This window comes from Flexivirga sp. YIM B11880 (assembly GCF_058148645.1).
Window position 1 is genome coordinate 1 of record NZ_JBMAMH010000002.1, and the last position, 23,411, is coordinate 23,411.

Sequence of the window (23,411 nt, forward strand, 5' to 3'; positions counted from 1 at the left end):
GACCCGGTCCGACGCGCAACCTCCCGTTACCCCGGGAGGTTTTTTCGTGTCCGGCCCACCCACGCCGGAGCGAGCGAAGGATCGGCCCGGCGCGGCCACCGAAAGCACACCGCAGGGCACTGCCTCGAAAGGTCCCCAACATGACCGACTTTCACGTCTACGACACGACGCTGCGTGACGGCGCCCAGCAGGAGGGTCTCAATCTGTCGGTCACCGACAAGTTGGCGATCGCGGCCTACCTGGACCAGCTCGGAGTCGGCTTCATCGAGGGCGGCTGGCCGGGCGCGAACCCCAAGGACACCGAGTTCTTCGCACGGGCGCGCGCCGAGCTGGAGTTGCAGAACGCCACCCTCGCCGCGTTCGGTTCGACGCGCCGAGCGGGCGCGGTGGCGGCCGACGACCCGCAGGTGCGTGCGCTCCTCGATGCCCGGACCGACGTGATCACGCTGGTCGCGAAGTCGCATTCCCGGCACGTCGCCGAGGCGCTGCGCACCACGCCCCGCGAGAACCTCGCGATGATCGAGGACACCGTGAGTTTCCTTGTCGGCGAGGGGCGTTCGGTCTTCCTGGACGCCGAGCACTTCTTCGACGGCTACCGCACCGACGCGGCATACGCGCTCGAAGTGGTGCGCACCGCGGCCGCCGCGGGCGCCTCGGTGATCGCGCTGTGCGACACCAACGGCGGCATGCTGCCGCCGCAGGTCACCGACGTCGTGGGTGAGGTGCTCGCCGGCACCCAGGCCCGGCTCGGCATCCATTGCCACAACGACACCGGCTGCGCGGTCGCCAACTCGCTGGCCGCGGTGGCGGCCGGCGCCACCCACGTGCAGGGCACCATCAACGGGTACGGCGAGCGCACCGGCAACGCCGACCTGGTGACCGTCGTCAGCAATCTGCAGCTCAAACTCGGCCGGCAAGTGGTGCCGCCGGAACGCCTGCGCCAGGCACTGCACCTCTCCCACGCCATCAGCGAGGTCACCAACGTGGTGCCCTACGGGCGTCAGCCGTATGTCGGGGCGAGTGCGTTCGCGCACAAGGCCGGATTGCACGCCTCGGCGCTCAAGGTCGACCCCGACCTCTACCAGCACACCGATCCGGCACTCGTCGGCAACTCGATGCGCACGCTCGTCTCCGACATGGCCGGCCGCGCCAGCATCGAGCTGAAGGCCAAGGAACTCGGCTACGACCTGACCCACGATCCCGACCTCGCCGCGCGAACCGTCAAACGGGTCAAGGACCTCGAGCAGCAGGGCTGGACCTTCGACGCGGCCGATGCGTCCTTCGAGCTGCTGCTGCGCGAGGAGGTCACCGGGGAGTCGCTCCACTACTTCGAGACCGAGTCCTGGCGGATCATCACCGACTCCAGCGGTGCCGACCAACCGTCACTGTCCGAGGCGACGGTCAAGCTCAGAGCGGCCGGCAAGCGCGTCGTCGCCACCGGCGAGGGCAACGGCCCGGTCAACGCCCTCGACCATGCGCTCCGGGAGGCGCTCGCGGACGCCTACCCGGAGTTGACGGCGTTCGAGCTGACCGACTTCCGCGTCCGCATCCTCGACGCATCGCACGGGACCGATGCCACCACGCGTGTGCTGATCGAGACCAGCGACGAGAACGGCAGCTGGCAGACGGTCGGCGTCGCTCCCAACATCGTGCACGCGAGCTGGACCGCGCTGGTCGACTCGTTCACCTATGGACTGCTCAAGCGGGGTGTCACGCCCCGTCAGTGATCTCCCGGCGCGGCTCCCGCCCGCGCACCCTTGTGCCGAGAGGCTCACAAACGTCTCGAGGGGCTCAGTAAATCCGCGGATTCGGCGCAGTTTTACTGGGCCTCTCGGTGTGTTTCTGAGCCTCTCGGCAAGGGCGCGAGGAGCTGGTCGCAGGTCGTGACGAGGCGCCGGCGCAGCGCCTGGCTACGCTCGGCAAACTCCCGTTGACGGCGCACGTATTCGGCCTTGCCCTCCGGTGTCTCGATCGGCACCGGCCGGTAGCCGAGCTCGCGCAGGTCGTAGGGCGAGGCCTGCATGTCGAGCACGCGGATGTCACGGGCCAACTCGAAGCAGTCGAGCAGCAGACTGCTCGGCACGGCCGGCGTCAGTTTGTAGGCCCACTTGTACAGATCCATCCCCGCGTGCAGGCAGCCGGGCTGCTCCATGGCGACCTGCCGCTCGCGGGTGGGTTGCAGGGCGTTGCGCGGCCGCGCGTCGTCGGTGAAGAACCGGAAGGCGTCGTAGTGCGAGCACCGGATGGTATGCCGCTCAACCACCTCGTCGGTGCCCGCACGACCGAGGCGGAGCGGCCAGGCTTCGTGCCGGACGTCGCCGGAGCGGTAGACCATCGCCCACTCGTGGAGGCCGAAGCACCCGAGCGACGGTGCCCGGCCGGCCGTGGCGCCCAGCAGGGACCGCACGAACTGCACCGTCGAACCGCGTTCGCGAGCAAAGGATTCCACGTCGACCGACGTCATGCCGGACTCCGACCGGTAGAACCGCCAGCCGGCATGCTGCGGGGCGTCATACAACCGCACATCGAGCCCGGGGTGCCAGCGGCGCAGCAGCGCCGGCCGGTGCGAGTAATAGGTGAAGAGGAAGTCCTCGACAGGGTGCCCGCGTCCGCTCGCTCGGCGCTCGCGGTGCCCTCGTGTCAGCTCGTCCACCCGGAGGGCGTGCGCAGCAGCGAGCGGCGCCCACTCGGCATACGAAAGATCCTGCGGCACCGGGTGATCCTAACTACCGGCAAACGTCGGTGAGCCAGGTCACCGGTGGTTACAGTGATCGGATCGGGGCCCGGTCAACTTCAAGGAGCCGCATCTCATGCGTCGTCTGCTCTCCCTCGCCGTCGTTGCCGTCGCGGCGGCCACCACCGTCGCGCTGCCGGCTTCGGCGAACGCGATGCCGGTCCGCACGGCGCACGCGATGCCGGTCCGCACGGCGCACGGCGACGCACCGTCGCCGAAGTGGTATCTCGCTCTCGGCGACTCGCTCGCCGCCGGCTACCAACCGGGCACCGGGGACGACAAGACCGGTGGCTACGTCGGCGGGGCGCTGGCCATGCTCGAGCAGCAGAACAAGAGCGTCAAGCTCACGAACCTCGCGTGCTCCGGTGAGACCACGACCACGTTCGTCACGGGGACGCGCTGCCCCGCCGAGCGCAGCCAGCAGGCTCAGGCGTTGCACTTCCTCACGGGGCATCGCAACCAGTCCGGCGTCATCACGATCGACCTCGGCTCCAACGACGTCGACAGTTGTGTCCAGAACGGCGCCATCGACCAGACGTGCATCGCCGGTGGGCTGCGATCGGTCGCCGCCAACCTGCCGCCGATCCTGCAGAAGCTGCACGCCGCCGCGCCCAACGCCGAGCTCATCGTGCTCAACTACTACAACCCGTTCCTCGCCGCCTACCTGCTCGGTGCGCCCGGCCAGGCGGTCGCCAAGCAGTCGGCCGGCCTCGCGACAATCTTCAACGGCGAGATCGCAGCTGCCGCGGCCACCGTCAACGCGCCGGTCGCCGACGTCGCCACCGCGTTCCAGAGCGACGACTGGACACCGACCAGCGTGCCGGGGCTCGGCGAGCTGCCGACCAACGTCGCGCGCATCTGCGAATGGACCTGGATGTGCACCAAGCAGAACATCCACCCCAACGACACGGGATACGCGGTGATGGCGTCGTCGCTGGCGCCATACCTCAGCAACTGAGGGAAGCGCCCGCGTCGATAGGGTGAGCCGGTGCGCATTGCGAGATACACGACCGGTGAGGACCCCACGTTCGGACTGGTCGACGGAGCCGGTGAGAAGATCGCCGAGATCTCCGGCGACCCGCTCTACACCAAGATCGAGCTGACCGGTGTCACCACGACGGTCGAGGAGGTGCGGCTGCTCGCCCCGGTGATCCCGCGCTCCAAAATCGTTGGCATCGGCCGCAATTACGCCGATCACGCGGCCGAGCTGGGCAACGAGGTGCCTGAGCGCCCGCTGATGTTCCTCGTCCCCAACACTGCGGTCGTCGGCCCGGGTGACCCGGTCGTCATGCCGTCGCAGTCGCAGCGGGTGGACTACGAGGGCGAGCTGGCCGTCGTGATCGGCCGCATGTGCAAGGACGTGGAGCCCGAGGACGCGCGGTCGGTGATCTTCGGCTACACCTGCGCCAACGACGTGACCGCCCGCGATCTGCAGAAGTCCGACAGGCAGTGGGCCCGGGCCAAGGGCTTCGACACCTCCTGCCCGCTCGGGCCGTGGATCGAGACCGATCTGGATCCGACGCAACAGCGCGTGATCACCCGGGTCGACGGTGCCGCCGTCCAGGAGGGCACCACCCAGGACATGATCTTCGACGTCGCGACGCTGGTCTCGTACGTGTCGAAGGCGTTCACCCTGCTGCCCGGCGACGTCATCCTCACCGGCACTCCGGAAGGCGTGGGGCCGGTGCAGCCGGGGCAGCGGGTCTCGGTCGAGATCGGTGACATCGGCGTGCTGGACAACCCGTTCGTGCGGCACGAGTAACCCCACGGACGACGAGTACCCCGGACCCACGCCCTACCCTTTAACGGTGGTTGACGCACCGATCGGAATCTTCGACAGCGGGTACGGCGGATTGACCGTCGCCCGGGCGGTGCTCGACCAGCTGCCCCACGAGTCGATCGCCTATCTCGGCGACACCGCGCGTGCGCCATACGGACCCAGGCCGATCGGCGAGGTGCGCGCCTACGCGCTGGAGTGCCTCGACCGGCTGGTCGACCACGGCGTGAAGGCGCTCGTCATCGCCTGCAACACTGCGTCGGCCGCCGTGCTGCACGACGCGCGGGAGCGGTATGACGTCCCCCTGGTCGAGGTGATCCGGCCGGCCGTCCGCCGAGCCGTGCGGGCCACCTCCAACGGCCGCGTCGGCGTGATCTCCACCCGCGGCACGCACCAGTCACGGGCCTACCCGGACGCGTTCGCCGCGGCTCCCGACCTGCACATCGCGAGCGTGCCGTGCCCGCGTTTCGTCGAATTCGTCGAGGCCGGCGTGACCGGCGGGCCGGAGTTGCTGGAATGCGCCCGCGCCTATCTGGAGCCGCTGAAGCAGGACGACGTCGACACCGTGGTGCTCGGATGCACCCACTATCCGCTGCTCACCGGGGTGATCTCCTACGTCATGGGCGACGGCGTGACATTGGTCTCATCGGCTGAGGAAACGGCGAAGGACCTGTACCGTGTGCTGGCCGACGCAGATCTGTTGCGGGCGGAGACCACCGAGCCGGGGCACTCCTTCACGACCACGGGCGACCCCGACGAATTCCGAAGGCTGGCAAGGAGGTTCCTCGGCCTGGGCCCGGAGTTCGATCATGTCTTCACCGGCAACATCCCGCGCGGCGAGAAGGAGATTGGAGTCTCGTGAAGCTGACCGTCGTGGGGTGTGCCGGATCGTATGCCGGGCCCGATTCGCCTGCTTCGTGCTACCTGGTCCAGGCCGAGCACGACGGGCGCACCTGGAACCTGCTGCTCGACCTCGGCAACGGTGCCCTCGGCTCCCTGCAGCGCTTCATCGACCCGCTCGCCATCGACGCCATCGTGCTCTCGCACCTGCATCCGGACCACTGCGCTGACCTGTCCGGGCTGCACGTCGTGCTGCGTTACCACCCGGGACAGCCGGCGGCCGTCACCGTGCCGGTGTGGGGTCCGGCGGGCACCGCCCTGCGGGTGGCGCGCGCGGCGGCCGTGACCGACGAGGAAGCGACCGACCCGGGTCTGCTGGAGCCGGAGTACGACTTCCGGCAGCTGGTCGACCAGCAGTCCTTCCGCGTCGGGCCGTTCACCATCACGCCGCATCGCGTCAATCACCCGGTCGAGGCCTACGGACTGCGCGTCGAGGCCGACGGCTGCGTGCTCGCCTACACGGGTGACACCGACAGCACGCCGGCCCTCGGCCCGCTGCTGACCGGTGCCGACCTGGCCCTCACCGATTCGGCGTTCTGCGACGGCCGCGACGACGACGTCGAGGGAATCCACCTGTCCGGCTCGCGCGCCGCGCGGGCGGCGGTCGACGCGGGCGGCGTCAAACGGCTGATGCTGACCCACATCCCGGCGTGGAACGACCGCGAGACGTGTCGCGTGCAGGCTGCGGCGGTCTGGCCGGGCGACGTCGAACTCGCCGAGCCGTTCGCGTCATACGACCTCTGAGGCGCTCAGCTGCCCCGCGTCGCCTTCACCAGCACCAGCACGATGGCGATCACGATCAGCGCGGCGACGACGGCGGCGGCGATCTTGACCTTGCTCCACGGCCGCCGGCCCTGCACCTCCCCGGTCACCCCGTTGATGAAGACCTGGAACGGCCTGCCCTCGAAGGTCACCGTCAGCAGCCAGACGGGCAGCAGCAATTGCGCGAAGGTGAGCGAGGCGTAGCTCGTGCGGACCTGGTCGATCCGCTGCTCGTCGCCACCGATGTCACGCTGGACGGTGCTGCGGATCTCCGCGTCGATCTGCTGCCGCGCTCCGTTCTCGAAGCGTTGCCCGGCGTCCTCGTCATAGGTCCGGCTGAGGTGGCCCGCGACATACTGCGCCGAATAGGGCCGGGCCGCCGGGACCGGCCACGGCTCCAGCGCCACGAGCTTCTTGTGGTCCAGCCGGGTGTTCGCCGGCTCCAGGACGTCCCGGAAGTCGTTGCTGACGCGGCCCGACACCGGCCACCAGTTGGTGCGCGTCTCGGTGTGCCGGTTGTCACCCTCGCCGACCTCGACGGTGTAGTTCTCGCCGCGCTGCCCGGTGTAGTCGGTGACGGTCTGCGCGTCATACGAGAAGTAGCTCAGGTAGATGCTGGTGAACGAGCCGACCTGGCGATAGGTCTTGAACTCGCGCGGCGCGAGCCAGCGGCTGTTGATCCACTGCTGGACGTTGTCGTGCGCGGTCCGCTCGTCGATCTGGAAGGGCAGCACGCCGTCGATCGGCAGGCGCTCGGGCGCGCGCTGCAGGTCGTTGCGCTGGATCGGCGTGGCGCAGTAGGGGCACCGCGTCGCGGTCAGCGTTCCGTTGAACGACGTTGTGCCACCACAGTTCTGGCAGACGACCTCGCGGGTGAGCGACTGCGGCTCGTTCGCGGCGACCCGCTCGGCGAGCTGCTGCATCGCGGTGCCCAGGTCGCGCTTGGCCACCGTGCCCTGCGGCGCCGTGATCGCCTCCGCGTGCCCGCAGGACAGGCACAGCAGCTGGTCGTGCCCGGGGTCGTAGACGAGGTTGGCGCCGCACTGCGGACACGGGTAGGTCCGCGTCTGCTCCGACTGCTGCAATTGCCCTTGGCTCGGCTCCTCGCAGCCCTTCGTCGGCTCTTGCTCGCGAGCTCGCGGCGAGCCGTCGAAGCGCTGGTCGTCGCCTCGCGTTTGCGCCGGGTCGCGCAATGCACCGGGGTCGGGCAAGCGAGGAGGCTGGGGCAGTGGTGGCGGTGTGGGCAGGGGTGGCGGTTCGGGCTGGTCGTCCGTCATCGGTATGACGTCACTCCGCCGGCGCAGCCGGAGCCGCCGGCGGAGCCGGCGGCGCGGCGTTCGGCAGCGGCGGCGGGGTGGGAGCGAACAACGTCGCGAGCTCCGGTATGCCGGAGGCGGGCGCCCACGGCGGCATACCGGCGGTCCAGACCAGCGTGTCGGGCTTCAACTGCCCGGAGCTGCGAAGCTGTTCGATGGTGAAGGGCCCCTGCTGCTGACCGTTGACCCCGACGTAGAAGGTCCCGCCGGGCAGCGGCGGGGGAGACCCGGCCGGTTGTCCGCCGAGCGAGCCGGCGGCCTGGCCGGCCAGCTGGGCACCCATCGCGGCGCCCATCCCGGCCGCCATCATCTGCCCCATCGCACCACCCCCCGGGTTGCCGGCCGCGTTGACCATCGCCTCGGCGGCCATCGCCTGCTGGTAGCGCTGCATGTCGCCCAGGTTGCCGGTCCAGCCCGCCGCCTCGACGCCCTTGGCGACACCGCGCGTCATGGCGTTGGTGATCTCGTCGGGCAGCGAGATGTTCATCGTGATCGAGTCGATGCCCAGGCCATATTCGTCGTCGACGCGCTCGGCGACGAAATCGCGCAGCTTCGCCGACAGCTCGACCTGCTTGCCCTGGAGGTCGATCACGCCGAGCTTGGTCTCCATCACCAGGTCGGAGAACGCGAGGGTGATGACGCGGCGCAGCAGCTCGCCGATCTCATCGATCTGCACCTGGGAGTCGGTGCCGATGACCTGGCGCAGGAAGATCGCCGGGTCGACGACCCGCACCACGCACAGACCGTTGGCCCGCAGCTGCACCATCTTGAAGTCGGGGTCTCGCACGGTCACCGGATTGGCGGTGCCCCAGCGGAAATCGGTGACCGGGCGAGTGTTGATGAAGTAGACCTCGCTGCGGAAGGGGGAGTTGAAGCCGTGCTGCCAGCCCTGCAGCGTCGCCATGACGGGCAGGTTCTCAGTCGTCAGCTCGTACATGCCGGGACCGAAGCGGTCGGCCAGCTTGCCGGTGTGCACGAAGACGGCCTCCTGGCCCTCACGGACGATCAGCTTCGCGCCGTTCTTGATCTCGTTGTTGTAGCGCGGGAAGCGCCACGCCAGTGCCGAGTGCGAGTCGTCGATCCACTCGATGATGTCGACGAGCTCTCCGCGGATCTTGTCCATGAGTCCCATGGCGATCAGCTTAGGTATGGCGAGGGCCGTCCGCAGCGAGGACGCCGTCATCGGCCGCGGGTTCCGCGTGCTGCAGATTGCGGCTGCTGCGCCACAGCAGCGGTGCCAGCGCCGAGCAGCTGAGCACGACCGCGCAGCTCCCGATGACCGGCTTGACGCCGTACCACGTGGCGAGTGGGCCGGCGAGAGCATTGCCGAGCGGCATACCGACGAACGACACCAGCATGTCCCAGGAGGCGACCCTGGCGAGCAGGTGATGCGGCACTCCGTCCTGGACCGCCGTCTCCCACATGACGCTGAAGAACATCAACCCGGCGAAGCCGATCAAGCCGGTGCCGATGACCGTGTCGAGACGGCCCGGCCACACATAGCCGGCCGCCCACACTCCCATCAGCGCGCAGGTGAACCAGCCCGCGCGCAGCGGGTAGCGCAGCCGAGCTCGCAGCGCGACGGCGCTGCCGATCAGGCCGCCGGCGCCTTCTGCGGCCGCGATGTAGCCGTAGGCGTGCGCGCCCCCGAGGTCCCGCAGGGCGACGACCTGGACGAGGACGAGCAGCACTCCGTTCGCGATGTGATAGACGCCGGCCGCACCGATGCCGACCACCAGCCAGTCACGTTCACGGACCGCCTGCCAGCCGTCGCGCAGGTCGGTCACAAAGCTCGCGCCGCGTTCGCCGCGGAGGATGTTCGGTCGGGCGAGCCACACCGACGCGCACGATGCGAGGAAGCTGACTGCGTTGATGTAGAAACCTGCCGGCGCCCCCGCGAAGCCGACGATCACACCGGCCAGGGCCGGTCCGGCGACCTGGGTGCTGCCCTGCAGCACGCTGAGCACGGCATTCGCCCGCTGGCGCTGAGCCGGCGCGACCAGAATCGGCTTCAACGACTGCATGGCCGGCCGGAAGAAGGCGCTCGCCGCCCCGAAGACGGCGATGAGCGGTGCGAGCGTTGCGAATCCGGCGTGACCGCTCGCGAAGAGCAACCCGATCGCGACCGCGTCGGCGGCGCGGATCAGATCGGTCCAGATCATCACCAGTCGCGGCGAGAGTCGATCGCTCCACACACCGCCGGCGAGCGTGAAGATCGTGCTCGTCACCACGAGGACGGCCATCAGCGCGCCGAGCTCTCCGACCGAGCCGCCGTGCAGCAGGATGCCCACCGACAGCGCCACCGGCTGAAACATGCTGCCGAACCAGGACAGGCCCTGGCCGGCGGCGATCAGCCGGAAGTCCCGGGGGAGCGGTTCGGCACGTTTAGTGGTCACAGCTCGAGACTAGTTTGGTGCCGAATTGTTAGTCAACGAACAATTCATCGACGTACTAATCTACGCTCATGGCCAGCGCGCAGGACTCGGTGGATCTCCATGTCGCACGATGGGCGGCGTTGTGGGCGGACAATCCGGCCTTCGACCCGGAGGTGGAGGGTGCGATCACCCGCATGCAGTTTCTGCTGCGCGTCAAGCAGCGCCGGGACGTGGCGGCGTTCCTCGACGAGCAGGATTTCACCCGGGAGGACTACGACACACTGCACCACCTGATGGTGCAGCCCCACCCGACGGAGGCGACACCCACTCAGCTCGCGGAAGCGGTCGGCGTCACGAAGGCCTCGATGACCGGGCGGCTGGACCGGCTCGAGCGCGCGGGACTGATCACTCGGGAGACCGACAGCTCCAACCGGCGCCGGGTGCTGGTGCGGCCGACGCAGGCCGGCCGGGACGCGTGGGACAAGTACGTCCATGCCGGGATGCGCCGGGAGCAGGAACTGCTCAGTCCGCTGAGCGGTAAAGAGCTGGTGCAGCTGAACGCCTTGCTGCGCAAGGCAGTTCAGGGCTTGGAGTAGCGCGGGCCCGTTCTGATCGAGCGGCATACCTCTGTCACGAGCGGCATACCGATCCGGCCCGATTCGGTATGCCGCTCGATGCAGCGCTGTGCCGGTCGATCGGAGCCCAGGGCCGCTCTCCTACGCTGGCGACCATGACTGACCTGACCCGACATGACGGCCGTGCTCCCGACAAGTTGCGGGAGGTGCGCATCACCCGCAACTGGCTGGACCACGCGGAGGGCAGCGTGCTGGTGGAGTTCGGCAAGACGCGAGTGCTCGTCGCGGCATCGTTCACCGCGGGCGTGCCGCGGTGGCTGGCCGGGCAGGGCACCGGCTGGGTCACCGCCGAATACGAGATGTTGCCGCGCGCGACCAACACCCGCTCGAGCCGCGAGTCGCGCACGGGCAAGGTCGGCGGACGCACCCACGAGATCTCCCGGTTGATCGGGCGGTCCCTGCGCGCGATCATCGACACCAAGGCGCTCGGCGAGAACACCATCGTTCTCGACTGCGACGTGCTGCAGGCCGACGGCGGCACCCGCACCGCGTCGATCACCGGCGCGTATGTCGCGCTCGCCGACGCCATCGCCGACGCCCGGCAGCGCGGCCTGATCGCGGCCAAGGCGCAGCCGTTGACCGGGTCGATCGCCGCGGTGAGTGTGGGCATCGTCAAGGGCACCCCGGTGCTCGACCTGGACTACCCGGAGGACTCCACAGCGGAGACCGACATGAACGTCGTGATGACCGGCGCCGGCGGATTCGTCGAAGTCCAGGGCACCGCGGAGGGCGCGCCCTTCGACCGTCGCGAGCTGGACGCGATGCTCGCGTTGGCGGAGAAGGGAATCGGCGACCTCACCGCACTGCAGCAGGCGGCGCTGGAGGCACCGGCCAGGGAGCGCGTCTGATGGCGGGCCGCACCCTCGTCCTCGCCACCCGCAACGCCGGCAAGCTCCGCGAGATGCAGCAGCTGGTCGCCGAGGTGCCGGCACTCGCCGAGGTTTCGGTCGTGTCGGTCGGCTCGTTCCCGGGCGTGGACGATGTCGTCGAGACCGGCGTGACCTTCCTCGAGAACTCCTCCCTCAAGGCGCAGGCGGTGGCGCAAGCCACGGGCTTACCTGCTGTCGCTGACGATTCGGGCTTGGCTGTCGATGTGCTCGGCGGCTGCCCCGGTGTGTTCTCGGCGCGCTGGTCCGGCACGCACGGTGCGGATCAGGCGAACATCGACCTGCTCCTGGCACAGACCGCGGACGTGCCGGCCGAACGGCTCACCGCGAAGTTCGTGTGTTGTGTCGTCCTCGCCCTCCCGGACGGCACGGAGCGATCCCGCTTCGGCGAGGTGCACGGCGTGCTGACGCGGAATCAGCGCGGCGACAACGGTTTCGGCTACGACCCGATCTTCGAGCTGCCCGATGGTCGTTCGCTCGCGGAGCTGGACGCCGAGGAGAAGAACGCGATCTCGCACCGCGGCATCGCGGTGCGGGCGCTCCGACAGGATCTGGCGGAACTACTCGAACAGTAGAAGTCTCAGCCTCGAGTGCGACCATGAGCGGATGGTCACCCAGCACGCCGATCGGGCCCAGCACCTGGAGCCGGGGTCGCCTGGTCCTCGGGCGCCCCGACTGCTCGCAGCCGCCGGTGGGGTCGTAGCCGGTGCGGTCACCATCGGGGTCGCCGAGTTGCTCGCCGGCGTCGTCCTGCGTCTCGGGTGGAGCACCGGCACGCCGTCGCCGGTGCTGGCGGTCGGTGCCGCGTTCATCGACCGGACGCCGCCCTGGCTGAAGACCTTCGCCGTCGACAACTTCGGGACCAACGACAAGCACGTCCTGCTCGGTGGCATCGCCGCGGTGCTGATCCTGCTGAGCCTGCTGATCGGCCGGTTGTCCTCGCGGCGCTACACCGCCGCACTCGTCGTTTTCGTGGTGCTCGTGGCGATCGCCGCGGCGGCGGTCACGTCCCGGCCGCACGCCGGTTTCGTCGATCTGTTGCCGTTGCTGGCCGGAGCCGCCCTCGGGCTCACGGCGTTGCACCGGTGGCGTGACCGGATCCTGCTCCCGGCCGCCGAGCCGACGTCCGCGGCGGCGACCACCCGGCGCGCGGCGCTGCTCGGTGTGGGGGCGATCGTCGGCGCCGCGGTCCTGGGGCTGGCCGGTCGAGCCTGGAGCAGCGGATCACGCGCGGTGCAGGCGGCACGGGATGCGTTCGTGCCGCCGCACGTCGCGCACCCGGTGACCGTCCCGCCCGGCGCATCCGTCGGAGTGGGGGGAGTGACGCCATACATCGTGCCCAACCGCGAGTTCTATCGCATCGACACCGCGCTGGTCGTCCCGCAGGTGGACCCTGCGTCCTGGCAGCTGCGGGTCACCGGCATGGTGGACCACGAGGTCGAAATCGGCTGGAACGACCTGCTTTCCATGCCGATGCAGCAGGCGATGATCACGCTCATGTGCGTGTCGAACGAAGTGGGCGGCAACCTCAACGGCAACGCCATCTGGACCGGCTGGCCGGTGCGTGAGCTGCTCGCGCAAGCCGGCGTGCAGTCCGGGGCGGACATGGTGCTGTCCCGCAGCGTCGACGGTTTCACCGCCGGCACGCCGCTGAACGCACTGACCGACGGCCGTAACGCACTGGTCGCGATCGCGATGAACGGTCAGGCGTTGCCGGCCGAGCACGGTTTCCCCGCCCGGCTGGTGGTGCCGGGGCTTTACGGATACGTCTCTGCGACCAAGTGGCTGACCGAGTTGAAGGTCACCACGTTCGCGCGGGACGCCGGCTACTGGACGCCACGCGGCTGGTCGGCGCGCGGCCCGGTCAAGACCTCGTCCCGGATCGACGTGCCGCAGGCCGGGGCGAAGGTCGCGGCGGGCAGGGTCGCGGTCGCCGGCGTCGCCTGGCACCAGCACGTCGGGATCGCGAGGGTGCAGGTGCGGGTGGACGACGGCGTATGGCGCGACGCGCGCCTGGGCGCGGACGTCACGGCGGACGCGTGGCGGCAGTGGGTCTACGAGTGGGACGCACCGCCCGGCCACCACACCCTCACGGTGCGGGCCATCGACGCGACCGGCGCGGTCCAGATCGCCGCGCAAGCACCGCCTGCGCCTGACGGTTCCACCGGATATCACTCGATCTCGGTGATGGTGCGCTGAGCCCCGACGCGCTACATCGCGAGCCGCGAATGGCAGGCTGTGCTACATGACACTGATCTCCCTGCCCGACGGCCGCGACCTCGACATCCGCATCACCGGCGCCGACGAGGGACCGGTGCTCCTCTTCCACCACGGCACGCCCGGATCGGTGCTGCCCCGCCGGGTGATGTCCGAGCAGGCCGCGGAGCGGGGCATCCGGCTGGTGACGTATTCGCGTGCCGGGTATGGCGACTCGACGCGGCGCGAGGGCCGCAAGGTCGCCGACGTCGTGGACGACGTCGTCGCGATCCTCGATCACCTCGGAGCCGAAAAGGCCATGACCGCAGGCTGGTCCGGCGGTGGACCGCACACGCTGGCCACCGGTGCCCTGCTCCCGGACCGCATCACCGGGGTGCTCTGCATCGCCGGCGTGGCGCCATACGCAGCCGACGGACTGGACTTCCTCGCCGGCATGGGTGAGGGCAACATCGACGAGTTCGGGGCTGCACTGAAGGGCGAGGGCGAGCTGCGACCGTTGCTGGACGGCATGCGCGAGGAGCTCAAGGACGCCACGCCGGAAGCGATCCTCAGCGAACTCAACACCTTGCTGCCCGAAGTCGACCGCAAGGAGATCACCGACGAGGCCGGAGAGGAGATGGCCGCGAATTTCCGGGAGGCCCTGAAGAACGGCGTCGACGGCTGGGCCGACGACGACATCGCGTTCACCGTGCCGTGGGGATTCGACCTCGCGAAGATGTCCGTGCCCACCTTCGTCTGGCAGGGGAGTGCCGACCTGATGGTGCCTTTCGCGCACGGCCACTGGCTGGCCGCCAATGTTCCGGGCGCCATGGCACACCTGCTCGAAGGTGAGGGGCATTTGTCGATCGGCATCGGCGCGATGCCGCAGATGCTCGATGAGCTACGCGCGACGTACTGACGGCAGGTGGCGACGGTGCGGGTGACGCCGGAAACGGCCGGTGACGCCTCCGCTGCGCCGTCAGCGACCGGTCCGAGCGTCAGCGGCTGTTTCGACCGTCAGTGGTGGGAAGCCGGATCGATCTTCTGGGTGCGCGAGGCGGGACTCGAACCCGCACACCCGAAGGCACCAGAACCTAAATCTGGCGCGTCTACCTGATTCCGCCACTCGCGCGCGAGCACGAGTGTACGGCGTGGCGTGTCGGGAGACCCTGACGGTCATGTTCATGGGTGACGGTCGAATTCGGCCGTCAACCAAGCGACACGACCGTCAGAGTGGCGGGAAGCGCCGTCAGAGTGGGGCAGCGCCGTCAGAGTGGGGGATCAGACGGCGCGGAGGATCCCCACGAAGAACAGGTCGTCGCCCGGCTCCGGCCGCAGGTCGTATGTCGCGAAGCGCGACTCCAGCTGCCAGCCGCTCGCCTCGGCATCGGCGATGAACTCGTCTGCCGGGTAGGCGCGCTTGCCGGACGTGGAGTCGTCCTGGTGGAAGCCGACCAGCAGGCGGCCGTTGTCCGTGACGACCGTGCGCAAGGCCGCCAGCACGTCGCGCTCGGAGTCCTCGGCGAGGAACACCATGACGTCGCCGACGCAGACGACGAGGTCGTACGACGTCGGAAACTCCTGCGCGGCAAGTGATTCGGGGCTGACATCTTCCAACCGGATCTGGGCAACGGGCAGCGCGGGATAGGTGCGGCCGGCCATCGCCAACAGCTCCGCGTCCAGGTCCACGCCATAGGCGTCGTGACCGGTGGCCTCCAGCGCGGCGGCGATCCGCCCCATGCCGCAGCCGGCGTCGAGCACCCGGCTGCCACGCGGCAGCAGGACGTCCGCGAGGCGTGCCTCACCGGTGATGTCGACCCCGTCGCGCAGCAGTTGTGCGAACCGTGCGCCGTAACCGCGGTGCCCCTGCTCCCATCGGGACAGGTTGCTCATGCGAGCTTCAGCGCCTTGGCGAGTGAAGCGACGTGGCCGGTCGCCTTCACGTTGTATTTCGCCAGCTCCACCTTGCCGTCGGGGTCCACCACGATCGTGGACCGGATGACGCCGACGACGGCCTTGCCGTAGAGCTTCTTCTCGCCATAGGCACCGTAGGCCTCGAGCACCTGCTTGTCGGGGTCGGCGAGCAGCGGGTAGGTGAGCGACTCCTTGTCGACGAACTTGGCCAGCTTCTCGGGCTTGTCCGGCGAGATGCCGATGACTTCGTAGCCCGCGCTTTGCAGGGTCGTGAGCGAGTCACGGAAGTCGCAGGCCTCCTTGGTGCAACCGGGTGTCATCGCCGCGGGGTAGAAGAAGATGACCACGTGCTTGCCGGCGAAGTCGGCCAGCGACACCTGCTTGCCGGTGTCCGAGGTAAGCGTGAACGCCGGAGCCTGATCGCCGATCTCGAGTCGCGACATGCTTGATCCTCCTGGGAGCTACCGGTTACGTGTGAGCATTACTGCGTTATCGTCTCAGGCGAGTCCGACACACGATGCCCGGGTCGTGCGTCCCGTACCGAACGAACTTCGAGCCGAGGAGAATCCCATGGCTGACAAGGCCCCCGCGACACCAGCCACGCGTTCCGCCAAGGAGATCGAGGCGGATCTTGCGGCGACGCGTGAGCGCCTGGCCGGGACCATCGACGAGCTGGCCTTCCGTGCGCAGCCCAAGGAGCTGGCCAAGCGCGGTGTGGAGGACGCCAAGCTGAAGGTCGGCGGCTTCACCCACACCCCGGACGGTGAACTCGACACCCAGAAGCTCGCCATGGTGCTGGGCGGGGTGGCGGCGCTGCTGCTGACGATCGGCCTGGTGCGGCGCGCACGTGGTTGAGACCACCCCGGGCAACCTGCCCATCAAGATGCTGCACGACCGCGTGTTGGTGTCTGCCGACGGTGACGGCGGCGAGCGCAAGTCCGGTGGCGGCATCGTCATACCCGCAACGGCATCGGTGGGGAAGCGGCTCGCCTGGGCGGAGGTCGTCGCCATCGGGCAGCACGTGCGCCAGGTCAAGATCGGCGACCGCGTGCTCTTCGACCCCGAGGACCGTGCCGAGGTCGAGTTGCAGAGCCGCACCTACCTGTTGCTGCGCGAGCGCGACCTGCACGCCGTCGCGGCACAGCGCGTCGATACCGGCTCGACCGGGTTGTACTTGTAGTTACGGCTGCACCTCGGCGCGGGCCTCCTCGAAGGCCCGCACACACGCGCGCACGTCCTCCTCGCTGTGCGCCGCCGACAACTGCACCCGGATGCGGGCCTTGCCCCGCGGGACCACCGGATAAGAGAACGCGATCACGTAGACCCCACGCCGCAGCATGGCGTCGGCGATCTGCGCGGCCTGCCGCGCGCCGTCCTCACCGGGGAACATGATCGGCGTGATCGGGTGGCTGCCCGGAAGCACCTCGAAGCCGGCCTCGGTCATCAGCGTCCGGAAGAGCTGGGTGTTGGCCGCGAGCTTCTCGCGCTGCTCACGGGAATTGCCCGCGATCTCAAGGGCTTTCATCGACCCCGCGACAACCGAGGGCGCGACGGCGTTCGAGAAGAGGTAGGGCCGCGACCGCTGCCGGAGCAGATCGACGATCTCCTGATGAGCCGCGACATACCCGCCGGACGCACCGCCGAGTGCCTTCCCCAGGGTGCCGGTGACGATGTCGACCCGGTCCACGACGCCGCAGTATTCCGGCGTGCCGCCGCCGTTCTCGCCGACGAACCCGACCGCGTGGGAGTCGTCGACCATCACCAGGGCGCCGAATTCCTCTGCTAGGTCGCAGATCTCGGCGAGCGGGGCGTAGTAGCCGTCCATCGAGAAGACGCCGTCCGTCACGATCACGGTATGCCGCGCCCCCGCCGCCTTCGCGGCTTCCAGTTGACCGCGCAGATCGGTCATGTCGGCGTTCTTGTAGCGGAACCGCTTCGCCTTGGACAACCGGATGCCGTCGATCAGCGATGCATGGTTGAGCTCGTCGGAGATGATCGCGTCGTCCGCACCGAACAGCACCTCGAAGATGCCGCCGTTGGCGTCGAAACACGACGAATAGAGGATCGCGTCATCGGTGCCGAGGAAGTCGGCGATCCGCCGTTCGAGCTCCCGGTGCTGGGTCTGCGTGCCACAGATGAAGCGCACGCTCGCCATACCGAAACCCCACTCGTCCAACGCATCTCGGGCCGCGGCGACCACGTCCGGGTGATCGGCGAGCCCCAGATAGTTGTTGGCACAGAAGTTCAGCGCCTGCGCACCGGCGGTCTTCACATGTGCCGACTGGGGACCGGAGAGCTCGCGCTCGTGCTTGGTCAGCCCGGCGTCGTCGATCTCCCGCAGGGTGGCGACGAGCGAGTCCTTGTTGGTGTACATGGCTTTCAGCTCCAATCCATGACGACTTTGCCGCAGTCGCCGGAGCGGGCGGCGGCGAACGCGTCCTGCCACTGCTCGGCCGGGAAACGGTGGGTGATGACCGAGCGCACCGCGCGCTCCAGCTCCGGCGACGACTGCAGCATCGCGCTCATGGCGTACCAGGTGTCGTACATCTCGCGGCCGTAGATGCCCTTGATCGTCAGCATGTAGGTGATGACCCGGCCCCAATCGATGGCGAACGGGTCGCCCGGCAACCCCAGCATGGCGATGCGGCCACCGTGGTTCATGTTGTCCATGAGTTCGGCGACCGCAGAAGGGTTCCCGGACATCTCCAGGGCGATGTCGAAGCCCTCGCGCATGCCCAGGTCGCGCTGGGCGTCGGCGATCCGCTCGCGCGAGACGTTGACCACCCGGTCGGCGCCGGCGGCCCTGGCCAGCTCCAGCCGGTAGTCGCTGACGTCGGTCACGACGACATACCGCGCCCCGACGTGCTTGGCGATCGCAGCGCCCATGACACCGATCGGTCCCGCCCCGGTCACGAGCACGTCCTCGCCGGCGATCGGGAAGGACAGCGCGGTGTGCGTGGCGTTGCCGAACGGGTCGAAGATCGCGCCGACGTCGGGGTCCATGTCGTCCGGTTGCACCCACACGTTGGACGCGGGGATGACGACATAGTCGGCGAAGGCACCGTCCCGGTTGACGCCCACCGAGCTGGTCCGGATGCACAGGTGCCGTCGTCCGGCACGGCAGTTGCGGCACTCGCCGCACACCACGTGCCCCTCGCCGGACACCTTCTGGCCGACCTCGACGCTGGTCACGTCGGCGCCGGTCTCGACGACCTCGCCGAAGAACTCGTGCCCGGTGATGAGCGGCGGATTCACGGTGGAGGCGGCCCAGTCGTCCCAGCCCTCCAGATGCAGGTCGGTGCCGCAGAGACCGGCCCGCCATACCTTGATCTTGACGTCCGTCGGGCCGGGTGACGGCTCCGGGGCGTCGATCAGCTCCAGACCCGGTCGGGCCCCTGTCTTTGCCAGCGCACGCACGTCGGACAGTCTGCTACGACGTGCTGCCGAGCGGGTGAGCGGGGTCACGTCATACCGGAGACACCCGGCACACATCGAAAAGCTCCGAACCGCAGAACGATTCGGAGCTTTTGCAGGTGGTGCGCCATCAGGGACTCGAACCCCGAACCCGCTGATTAAGAGTCAGCTGCTCTGCCAATTGAGCTAATGGCGCTCGGTGCGTGGAAAAACATAGCAGGCACGCGCTGCAGACATGAAATCGAGTGTGCCAGGCGCTAGGTTGCCAAGAGGTCCCTCACCTCTGGCCCCGATCGAAGGATGACTTCGGATGTCGATGCTGCTGTTGGACGAGGAAGAAGTCGAGCGCCCCGAGGAGACGCCGGACGTCACCGCGAAGGCCGACTGGAAGGTGGCGCTGAAGCGGGCGGTGAGCAAATTCGGCTCCGACCAGTGCACCGACAAGGCCGCGGCGCTCACCTACTTCTCGATGCAGTCCCTCTTTCCGGGGCTCATAGCCGTGCTGTCGCTGATCAACGTCTTCGGCGGCAAGGACACGCCGACGAAGGTGATCGACATCGTGGCGAGCGTCCTGGGCAAGAGCACGCACGACAAGACGATCGAGAACATCCGCACCTTCGTCGAGCACGTCCACACCCAGGGCGGTGGCGGGATCGCGTTGGCCGTCGGCATTCTGCTGTCGATCTGGTCGGCGTCCGGCTACGTCGGCGGTTTCAGCCGGGCACTCAACACGATCTACGACGTGCCCGAGGGCCGTCCGGTGTGGAAGCTGCGGCCGGCGCTCTACCTCGTGACGATCGTCGAGATCGTGTTGCTCATCCTGGTGATGTTCGCGCTCGTCACCACCGGCAAGGTCGCGGACTCGATCGCTGCCGAGGTCGGGATCCCGAGCCAGGCGACACAGATCTGGGACATCGCCAAATGGCCGTTCGTCGTGCTCATCGTGGTGTTCATCATCGGGATGCTCTACTGGGCGACGCCCAACGTCCGCAAGACCAAGCGGAACATCTTCACCTGGGGCGCCCTGATCGGCTTCGCCGTGTGGGTGGTCGCCTCGGCGGTGCTGGTCATCTACTTCGGGCTGTCGCACGGCGCCAGCTATCAGAAGACGTATGGCGCCTTCGCCGGCGCGCTGATGTTCATGCTCTGGTTGTGGATCACCAACGTGGCCATGCTGTTCGGAGCCGAGGTGGACGCGGAGCTGATCCGCACCAGGCAGCTGAAGTCCGGCCTGCCCGCCGAGGAGCTGATCCTGCTGCCGCCCAAGGACGACCAGACGTGGCGCAAACAGGATCTCAAGGCGGCCGACGAATACGACACCGCGCACGAACTGCGGCTCGATTCGATGCGGGACGCCGCAGGAGACCGCAACATCTACGGGCGCCCGGCGCTGCTGGCCGGACATGCCGCGCAACTGGTGGGCGACGCGAGCACGGCCGGGCGATCGGGTAAGACTGGTCTGGTCGGGCCGCGTGACGCGAGTGTCCCGCGACCCGCCGACGACAACCGAGGAGAGCACGCCGTGGCACACGACCTGGAAGCGGAAGCAGCCGCCATCGAGGAGTCACGGCTGCGCCGGCGCGACGACTTCCTGCTCAAGGCGGGGAAGGCCCGGATCGTGCGTGACCGGCTCGACCGGCAGCGCGCAAAGGCGGAACGCAAACGCAAGGAGCGCGAGCAGGAAGTCGAGCGCAAGCGCAAGATCGAGCAGTCCTCCATCACCCGTCAGGAGCGGTGGGCGGCGGTCGCCAGGGTGCGTGCCGAATACGACCCGCCGGAGACACCGGAACGCGACGAGATCTACGCCGAGCGCCGGGCGCGGCGGGCGGCATACGACGCGGAGCAGGCGGAGAAGGCGGCCAAGGCCGCCCACACTCCGCCCCAGCCGGCAGACCACGAGCCGAAGCACCATTGGACCGAGCCGGCCCCCAGCGAGCTGCGGGCACAGGTGGAGCGCCACCAGCAGAACCGACGCGAACTCTGGTTCGGCACGCACCCGAGGCGCACCGCTCGCTGACGAGAGGGACGTCCGGTCCCTTTTCGAGTCCGTGCCGATGGGGTAGAGCGACGGTGCAGCCATTCGTGCTGCGTCGTGAACGATGTTCGCGATCCCTCACGGCCCGGGCCGCGGGCCATGACCCGTAGGAGGACGCATGAGTGATTCCACGCAGTACCCGCCCGCTGAGGAAGGCCAGGAGGGCCACGAAGGTCCCGCTGACGGCGGGGCGATGGGTCAGCCCGGTGCGCACGACGGTGGCGCGGACGGCGGTGCAGGCGCGGAGGGTCCGGCCGACGGTGGTGCTTCCTCCGGCAACTCCGGTGTGCACGACGGCGGCGCGGACGGCGGTGCAGGCACCGGAACCGGCGGAGCGGGCGGGGAGGGCCCGGCCGACGGTGGTGCCTCCGGTGAGTCGGGGGTGGAGGACGGCGGCGCCGACGGCGGTGCCAGCCTGAGCAGTTGAGCCAGGTGCAGCATGAGCCGGACGGCCCCGATGCCACCTCAGGCGCCGGGGCCGCCCAGCAGCGCCTCATGCGCACCTCCGTCGCGGAGTTCGCCAGGGACTTCTGGGGCCGTCACGCGCTGCTGACACGCGCCGCCGGTGACTACGCTGACCTCTTCTCGGCGGACACGGTCGACGAACTCATCGCGCACCGCGGCCTGCGCACGCCGTTCCTGCGGCTCGCGAAGAACGGCGCGACGGTGCCGGACAGCAGTTTCACCGCTCCGGCGGGTGTGGGCGCCACGATTGCCGACCAACTCGACGACACCGCCGTATGGCGGCACTTCGCCGACGGCGCCACGATCGTGCTCCAGGCGTTGCACCGGACCTGGGCGCCGATCGGGGAGTTCACCGCACAACTGGCGAGCGAGCTCGCGCATCCGGTGCAGGCGAACGCCTACGTCACACCGCCGCAGAACCGCGGCTTCGACGACCACTACGACGTTCACGACGTGTTCGTGCTGCAGGTCGAAGGCACCAAGCGCTGGATCATCCACCGGCCGGTGCATCCTGACCCGTTGCGCGACCAGCCGTGGACCGATCATCGCGCGGCGGTGGCGGCGGCGGCGCGCGAAGAGCCCGCCATCGACACCGTGCTGCGCCCCGGCGACTGCCTCTACCTGCCGCGTGGTTGGCTGCACGCCGCCGAGGCGCAGGGCGAACTCTCCATCCATCTCACGCTCGGCGTGCATGTCTGGACGCGGTATGTCGTGGCCGAGCAGCTCGTCCACGAAGCGCTCGCCCGGCTGCGCGAGGATCCCGCGGCACGCGAGTCGTTGCCGGTCGGCGTCGACAGCCCGGACGCGGTTGCGGCGCAGGTGCGGAAACAACTCGTCGCCGCGCTCGACGAGTCCGACCCGGCACCGGCCTTCCGGCGGGCCCGGCGCAGCCAGCAACGGCCGGCCCCGCTCGGCCCGCTCGCCCAACGGGCAGCGCTCGACCAGCTCACCGAGCAGTCGGTGATCTGCCTCCGCGGCGGGCTCGCACCCTGGTGGGACCGCTCGCGTCTGCAGACGCGGGTCGGCTGGCTCGACTTCGAGGCGGAGCAGCTGCCCGCCATACAGGAGCTGGTGGAGGGTCGACCACTCGCCGCATCGCGGCTCGGACTGGACCTCACGCGTCGGCTGCTCCGGTCCGGGGTCGTGCTGCTCGGCGAGCGGTGATCCCCTGCCGCCATACAGACGAAGGGCCCGGCCGAGCGGCCGGGCCCTTCGTGGGAATGGGGTGAGTGACGGGACTTGAACCCGCGACATTCGCGACCACAACGCGACGCTCTACCAGCTGAGCTACACCCACCATGGCTGCATCCGATCGGAGGCAGCGCGGACAATCGTACCTGCTCGCAGGGGGGTGGTCGTGACCACCCCCGGCCTGCTCACTCGGAGAGGGTGAACTTGGCTGCGATCGCCTTGGCGGTCTCGCTGTCCGGGCCGGGCTGCGCGACGAAAACGGCCTCCCGGTAGTAGCGCAACTCGGCGATCGACTCGCGGATATCCGCGAGCGCACGGTGGCCGCCGGTCTTCACCGGTGCGTTGAAGTAGGCCCGCGGATACCAGCGGCGGGACAGCTCCTTGATCGAGGACACGTCGATGATGCGGTAGTGCAGGTGCGCCTCGAGTTCCGGCATGTCGCGGGCGAGGAAGCCGCGGTCGGTGCTCACCGTGTTGCCGCCGAGCGGCCACTTGCCCGCCTCCGAAGCGTGCTGGCGCACATAGTCCATGACCTGGCGCTGGGCCTCGTCCATCGTCACGCCGTTCGCGAGTTCGTCGAGCAGGCCGCTCTTGGTGTGCATGGCGCGGACGAAGTCGTTCATCTGGTCGAGCGCTTCCTGCGGCGGCTTGATGAGGACGTCGACGCCGTCACCGAGCTGGTTGAGTTCGAAGTCGGTGACCAGGACGGCCACCTCGATCAACGCGTCGTCGGTCAGGCTCAAGCCGGTCATCTCGCAATCGATCCAGACGATGCGGTCGGTGCGTGCCTTGTCTTCGCTCACCCGATCA

At 68.9% G+C, this 23,411-nt stretch carries 24 protein-coding genes and 3 tRNA genes; 15 read left to right on the forward strand and 12 right to left on the reverse strand.

Annotation, left to right across the window (positions count from 1 at the left end):
• The first annotated feature begins 140 nt into the window (after nt 1-140).
• Entirely contained in the window at nt 141-1,727 is a 1,587-nt protein-coding gene (gene cimA, locus ACN8HC_RS04545; RefSeq protein ID WP_490073697.1) for a citramalate synthase, read from the forward strand.
• Between the two features lie 92 nt (nt 1,728-1,819).
• Here cimA and ACN8HC_RS04550 read toward each other — a convergent pair whose 3' ends face one another.
• On the reverse strand, nt 1,820-2,713 hold the full coding sequence (locus ACN8HC_RS04550; RefSeq protein WP_490073698.1) for a 3-methyladenine DNA glycosylase: 894 nt from the start codon (nt 2,711-2,713) through the stop codon (nt 1,820-1,822).
• A gap of 97 nt (nt 2,714-2,810) precedes the next feature.
• Here ACN8HC_RS04550 and ACN8HC_RS04555 point away from each other — a divergent pair, with 97 nt between their 5' ends.
• The 4 genes from ACN8HC_RS04555 to ACN8HC_RS04570 are packed head-to-tail and all read left to right on the forward strand — an operon-like array spanning nt 2,811 to nt 6,155.
• Complete coding sequence (locus tag ACN8HC_RS04555; RefSeq protein ID WP_490073699.1) at nt 2,811-3,692, forward strand: SGNH/GDSL hydrolase family protein; 882 nt, start codon at nt 2,811-2,813, stop codon at nt 3,690-3,692.
• A gap of 30 nt (nt 3,693-3,722) precedes the next feature.
• Nucleotides 3,723-4,496, forward strand: a complete 774-nt coding sequence (locus ACN8HC_RS04560) for a fumarylacetoacetate hydrolase family protein (protein ID WP_490073700.1) — start codon at nt 3,723-3,725, stop codon at nt 4,494-4,496.
• Between the two features lie 46 nt (nt 4,497-4,542).
• Nucleotides 4,543-5,373 (forward strand): glutamate racemase, encoded by an 831-nt coding sequence (gene murI, locus ACN8HC_RS04565; RefSeq protein ID WP_490073701.1) that lies wholly within the window; start codon nt 4,543-4,545, stop codon nt 5,371-5,373.
• Nucleotides 5,370-6,155: an MBL fold metallo-hydrolase gene (locus ACN8HC_RS04570; protein WP_490073702.1), complete on the forward strand. Its 786-nt coding sequence runs from the start codon at nt 5,370-5,372 to the stop codon at nt 6,153-6,155. The genes murI and ACN8HC_RS04570 overlap by 4 nt, the downstream gene beginning before the upstream one ends.
• A gap of 5 nt (nt 6,156-6,160) precedes the next feature.
• Here the strand turns inward: ACN8HC_RS04570 and ACN8HC_RS04575 are convergent, their stop codons facing one another.
• The 3 genes from ACN8HC_RS04575 to ACN8HC_RS04585 form a co-directional block, all read right to left on the reverse strand.
• Nucleotides 6,161-7,384, reverse strand: a complete 1,224-nt coding sequence (locus ACN8HC_RS04575; protein ID WP_490073703.1) for a TFIIB-type zinc ribbon-containing protein — start codon at nt 7,382-7,384, stop codon at nt 6,161-6,163.
• Between the two features lie 76 nt (nt 7,385-7,460).
• Entirely contained in the window at nt 7,461-8,672 is a 1,212-nt protein-coding gene (locus tag ACN8HC_RS04580; RefSeq protein WP_490073704.1) for an SPFH domain-containing protein, read from the reverse strand.
• Nucleotides 8,632-9,885, reverse strand: a complete 1,254-nt coding sequence (locus ACN8HC_RS04585; RefSeq protein WP_490073705.1) for an MFS transporter — start codon at nt 9,883-9,885, stop codon at nt 8,632-8,634. Before ACN8HC_RS04585 ends, ACN8HC_RS04580 begins: the two co-directional genes overlap by 41 nt.
• 68 nt (nt 9,886-9,953) lie before the next feature.
• Here ACN8HC_RS04585 and ACN8HC_RS04590 point away from each other — a divergent pair, with 68 nt between their 5' ends.
• The 5 genes from ACN8HC_RS04590 to ACN8HC_RS04610 all read left to right on the forward strand — a co-directional run bounded on the left by ACN8HC_RS04590 (nt 9,954) and on the right by ACN8HC_RS04610 (nt 14,501).
• The gene (locus ACN8HC_RS04590; protein WP_490073706.1) at nt 9,954-10,460 is read left to right on the forward strand and encodes a MarR family winged helix-turn-helix transcriptional regulator; all 507 of its coding nucleotides are present in this window, start codon (nt 9,954-9,956) and stop codon (nt 10,458-10,460) included.
• A gap of 134 nt (nt 10,461-10,594) precedes the next feature.
• Nucleotides 10,595-11,347, forward strand: a complete 753-nt coding sequence (gene rph, locus ACN8HC_RS04595; RefSeq protein ID WP_490073707.1) for a ribonuclease PH — start codon at nt 10,595-10,597, stop codon at nt 11,345-11,347.
• Nucleotides 11,347-11,961 (forward strand): RdgB/HAM1 family non-canonical purine NTP pyrophosphatase, encoded by a 615-nt coding sequence (gene rdgB / locus ACN8HC_RS04600; RefSeq protein ID WP_490073708.1) that lies wholly within the window; start codon nt 11,347-11,349, stop codon nt 11,959-11,961. The genes rph and rdgB overlap by 1 nt, the downstream gene beginning before the upstream one ends.
• Before the next feature lie 31 nt (nt 11,962-11,992).
• Nucleotides 11,993-13,585 (forward strand): molybdopterin-dependent oxidoreductase, encoded by a 1,593-nt coding sequence (locus ACN8HC_RS04605; protein ID WP_490073709.1) that lies wholly within the window; start codon nt 11,993-11,995, stop codon nt 13,583-13,585.
• A 46-nt stretch (nt 13,586-13,631) separates the two neighbouring features.
• Nucleotides 13,632-14,501 carry an alpha/beta fold hydrolase gene (locus ACN8HC_RS04610; protein WP_490073710.1) on the forward strand — a complete coding sequence of 290 codons (870 nt, stop codon included), beginning with the start codon at nt 13,632-13,634 and terminating at the stop codon, nt 14,499-14,501.
• A 130-nt stretch (nt 14,502-14,631) separates the two neighbouring features.
• Here the strand turns inward: ACN8HC_RS04610 and ACN8HC_RS04615 are convergent.
• The 3 genes from ACN8HC_RS04615 to bcp all read right to left on the reverse strand — a co-directional run bounded on the left by ACN8HC_RS04615 (nt 14,632) and on the right by bcp (nt 15,939).
• A tRNA-Leu gene (locus tag ACN8HC_RS04615) sits at nt 14,632-14,714 on the reverse strand.
• A gap of 149 nt (nt 14,715-14,863) precedes the next feature.
• Complete coding sequence (locus ACN8HC_RS04620) at nt 14,864-15,475, reverse strand: class I SAM-dependent methyltransferase (RefSeq protein WP_490073711.1); 612 nt, start codon at nt 15,473-15,475, stop codon at nt 14,864-14,866.
• Complete coding sequence (bcp, locus tag ACN8HC_RS04625; RefSeq protein WP_490073712.1) at nt 15,472-15,939, reverse strand: thioredoxin-dependent thiol peroxidase; 468 nt, start codon at nt 15,937-15,939, stop codon at nt 15,472-15,474. The genes ACN8HC_RS04620 and bcp overlap by 4 nt, the downstream gene beginning before the upstream one ends.
• Before the next feature lie 127 nt (nt 15,940-16,066).
• On the opposite strand from bcp, the gene ACN8HC_RS04630 reads away from it, so the two are divergent.
• Together ACN8HC_RS04630 and ACN8HC_RS04635 are read left to right on the forward strand one after the other, a co-directional pair.
• Nucleotides 16,067-16,351 (forward strand): DUF3618 domain-containing protein, encoded by a 285-nt coding sequence (locus tag ACN8HC_RS04630; RefSeq protein ID WP_490073713.1) that lies wholly within the window; start codon nt 16,067-16,069, stop codon nt 16,349-16,351.
• Between the two features lie 28 nt (nt 16,352-16,379).
• On the forward strand, nt 16,380-16,676 hold the full coding sequence (locus tag ACN8HC_RS04635) for a GroES family chaperonin (protein ID WP_490073984.1): 297 nt from the start codon (nt 16,380-16,382) through the stop codon (nt 16,674-16,676).
• On the opposite strand, the gene ACN8HC_RS04640 is transcribed toward ACN8HC_RS04635, so the two are convergent.
• The 3 genes from ACN8HC_RS04640 to ACN8HC_RS04650 form a co-directional block, all read right to left on the reverse strand.
• The gene (locus ACN8HC_RS04640; RefSeq protein ID WP_490073714.1) at nt 16,677-17,870 is read right to left on the reverse strand and encodes a glycine C-acetyltransferase; all 1,194 of its coding nucleotides are present in this window, start codon (nt 17,868-17,870) and stop codon (nt 16,677-16,679) included.
• A 5-nt stretch (nt 17,871-17,875) separates the two neighbouring features.
• Nucleotides 17,876-18,913 carry an L-threonine 3-dehydrogenase gene (tdh, locus tag ACN8HC_RS04645; RefSeq protein WP_490073715.1) on the reverse strand — a complete coding sequence of 346 codons (1,038 nt, stop codon included), beginning with the start codon at nt 18,911-18,913 and terminating at the stop codon, nt 17,876-17,878.
• A 117-nt stretch (nt 18,914-19,030) separates the two neighbouring features.
• Nucleotides 19,031-19,106 (reverse strand) — tRNA-Lys (locus ACN8HC_RS04650).
• 114 nt (nt 19,107-19,220) lie between these two features.
• Between ACN8HC_RS04650 and ACN8HC_RS04655 the strand changes: the two genes are divergently transcribed.
• The 3 genes from ACN8HC_RS04655 (at nt 19,221) to ACN8HC_RS04665 (ending at nt 22,574) form a co-directional block, all read left to right on the forward strand.
• A complete protein-coding gene (locus tag ACN8HC_RS04655) occupies nt 19,221-20,927 on the forward strand; it encodes a YihY/virulence factor BrkB family protein (protein ID WP_490073716.1) in 1,707 nt (568 codons plus the stop codon).
• Nucleotides 20,928-21,063: 136 nt separating this feature from the next.
• Entirely contained in the window at nt 21,064-21,372 is a 309-nt protein-coding gene (locus ACN8HC_RS04660; protein ID WP_490073717.1) for a BatC protein, read from the forward strand.
• The gene (locus tag ACN8HC_RS04665; protein WP_490073718.1) at nt 21,369-22,574 is read left to right on the forward strand and encodes a cupin domain-containing protein; all 1,206 of its coding nucleotides are present in this window, start codon (nt 21,369-21,371) and stop codon (nt 22,572-22,574) included. The genes ACN8HC_RS04660 and ACN8HC_RS04665 overlap by 4 nt, the downstream gene beginning before the upstream one ends.
• A 57-nt stretch (nt 22,575-22,631) precedes the next feature.
• On the opposite strand, the gene ACN8HC_RS04670 is transcribed toward ACN8HC_RS04665, so the two are convergent.
• Nucleotides 22,632-22,707: transfer RNA gene (locus ACN8HC_RS04670), tRNA-His, on the reverse strand.
• A gap of 79 nt (nt 22,708-22,786) precedes the next feature.
• A complete protein-coding gene (gene orn / locus ACN8HC_RS04675; protein ID WP_490073719.1) occupies nt 22,787-23,404 on the reverse strand; it encodes an oligoribonuclease in 618 nt (205 codons plus the stop codon).
• Between the last annotated feature and the right edge of the window lie 7 nt (nt 23,405-23,411).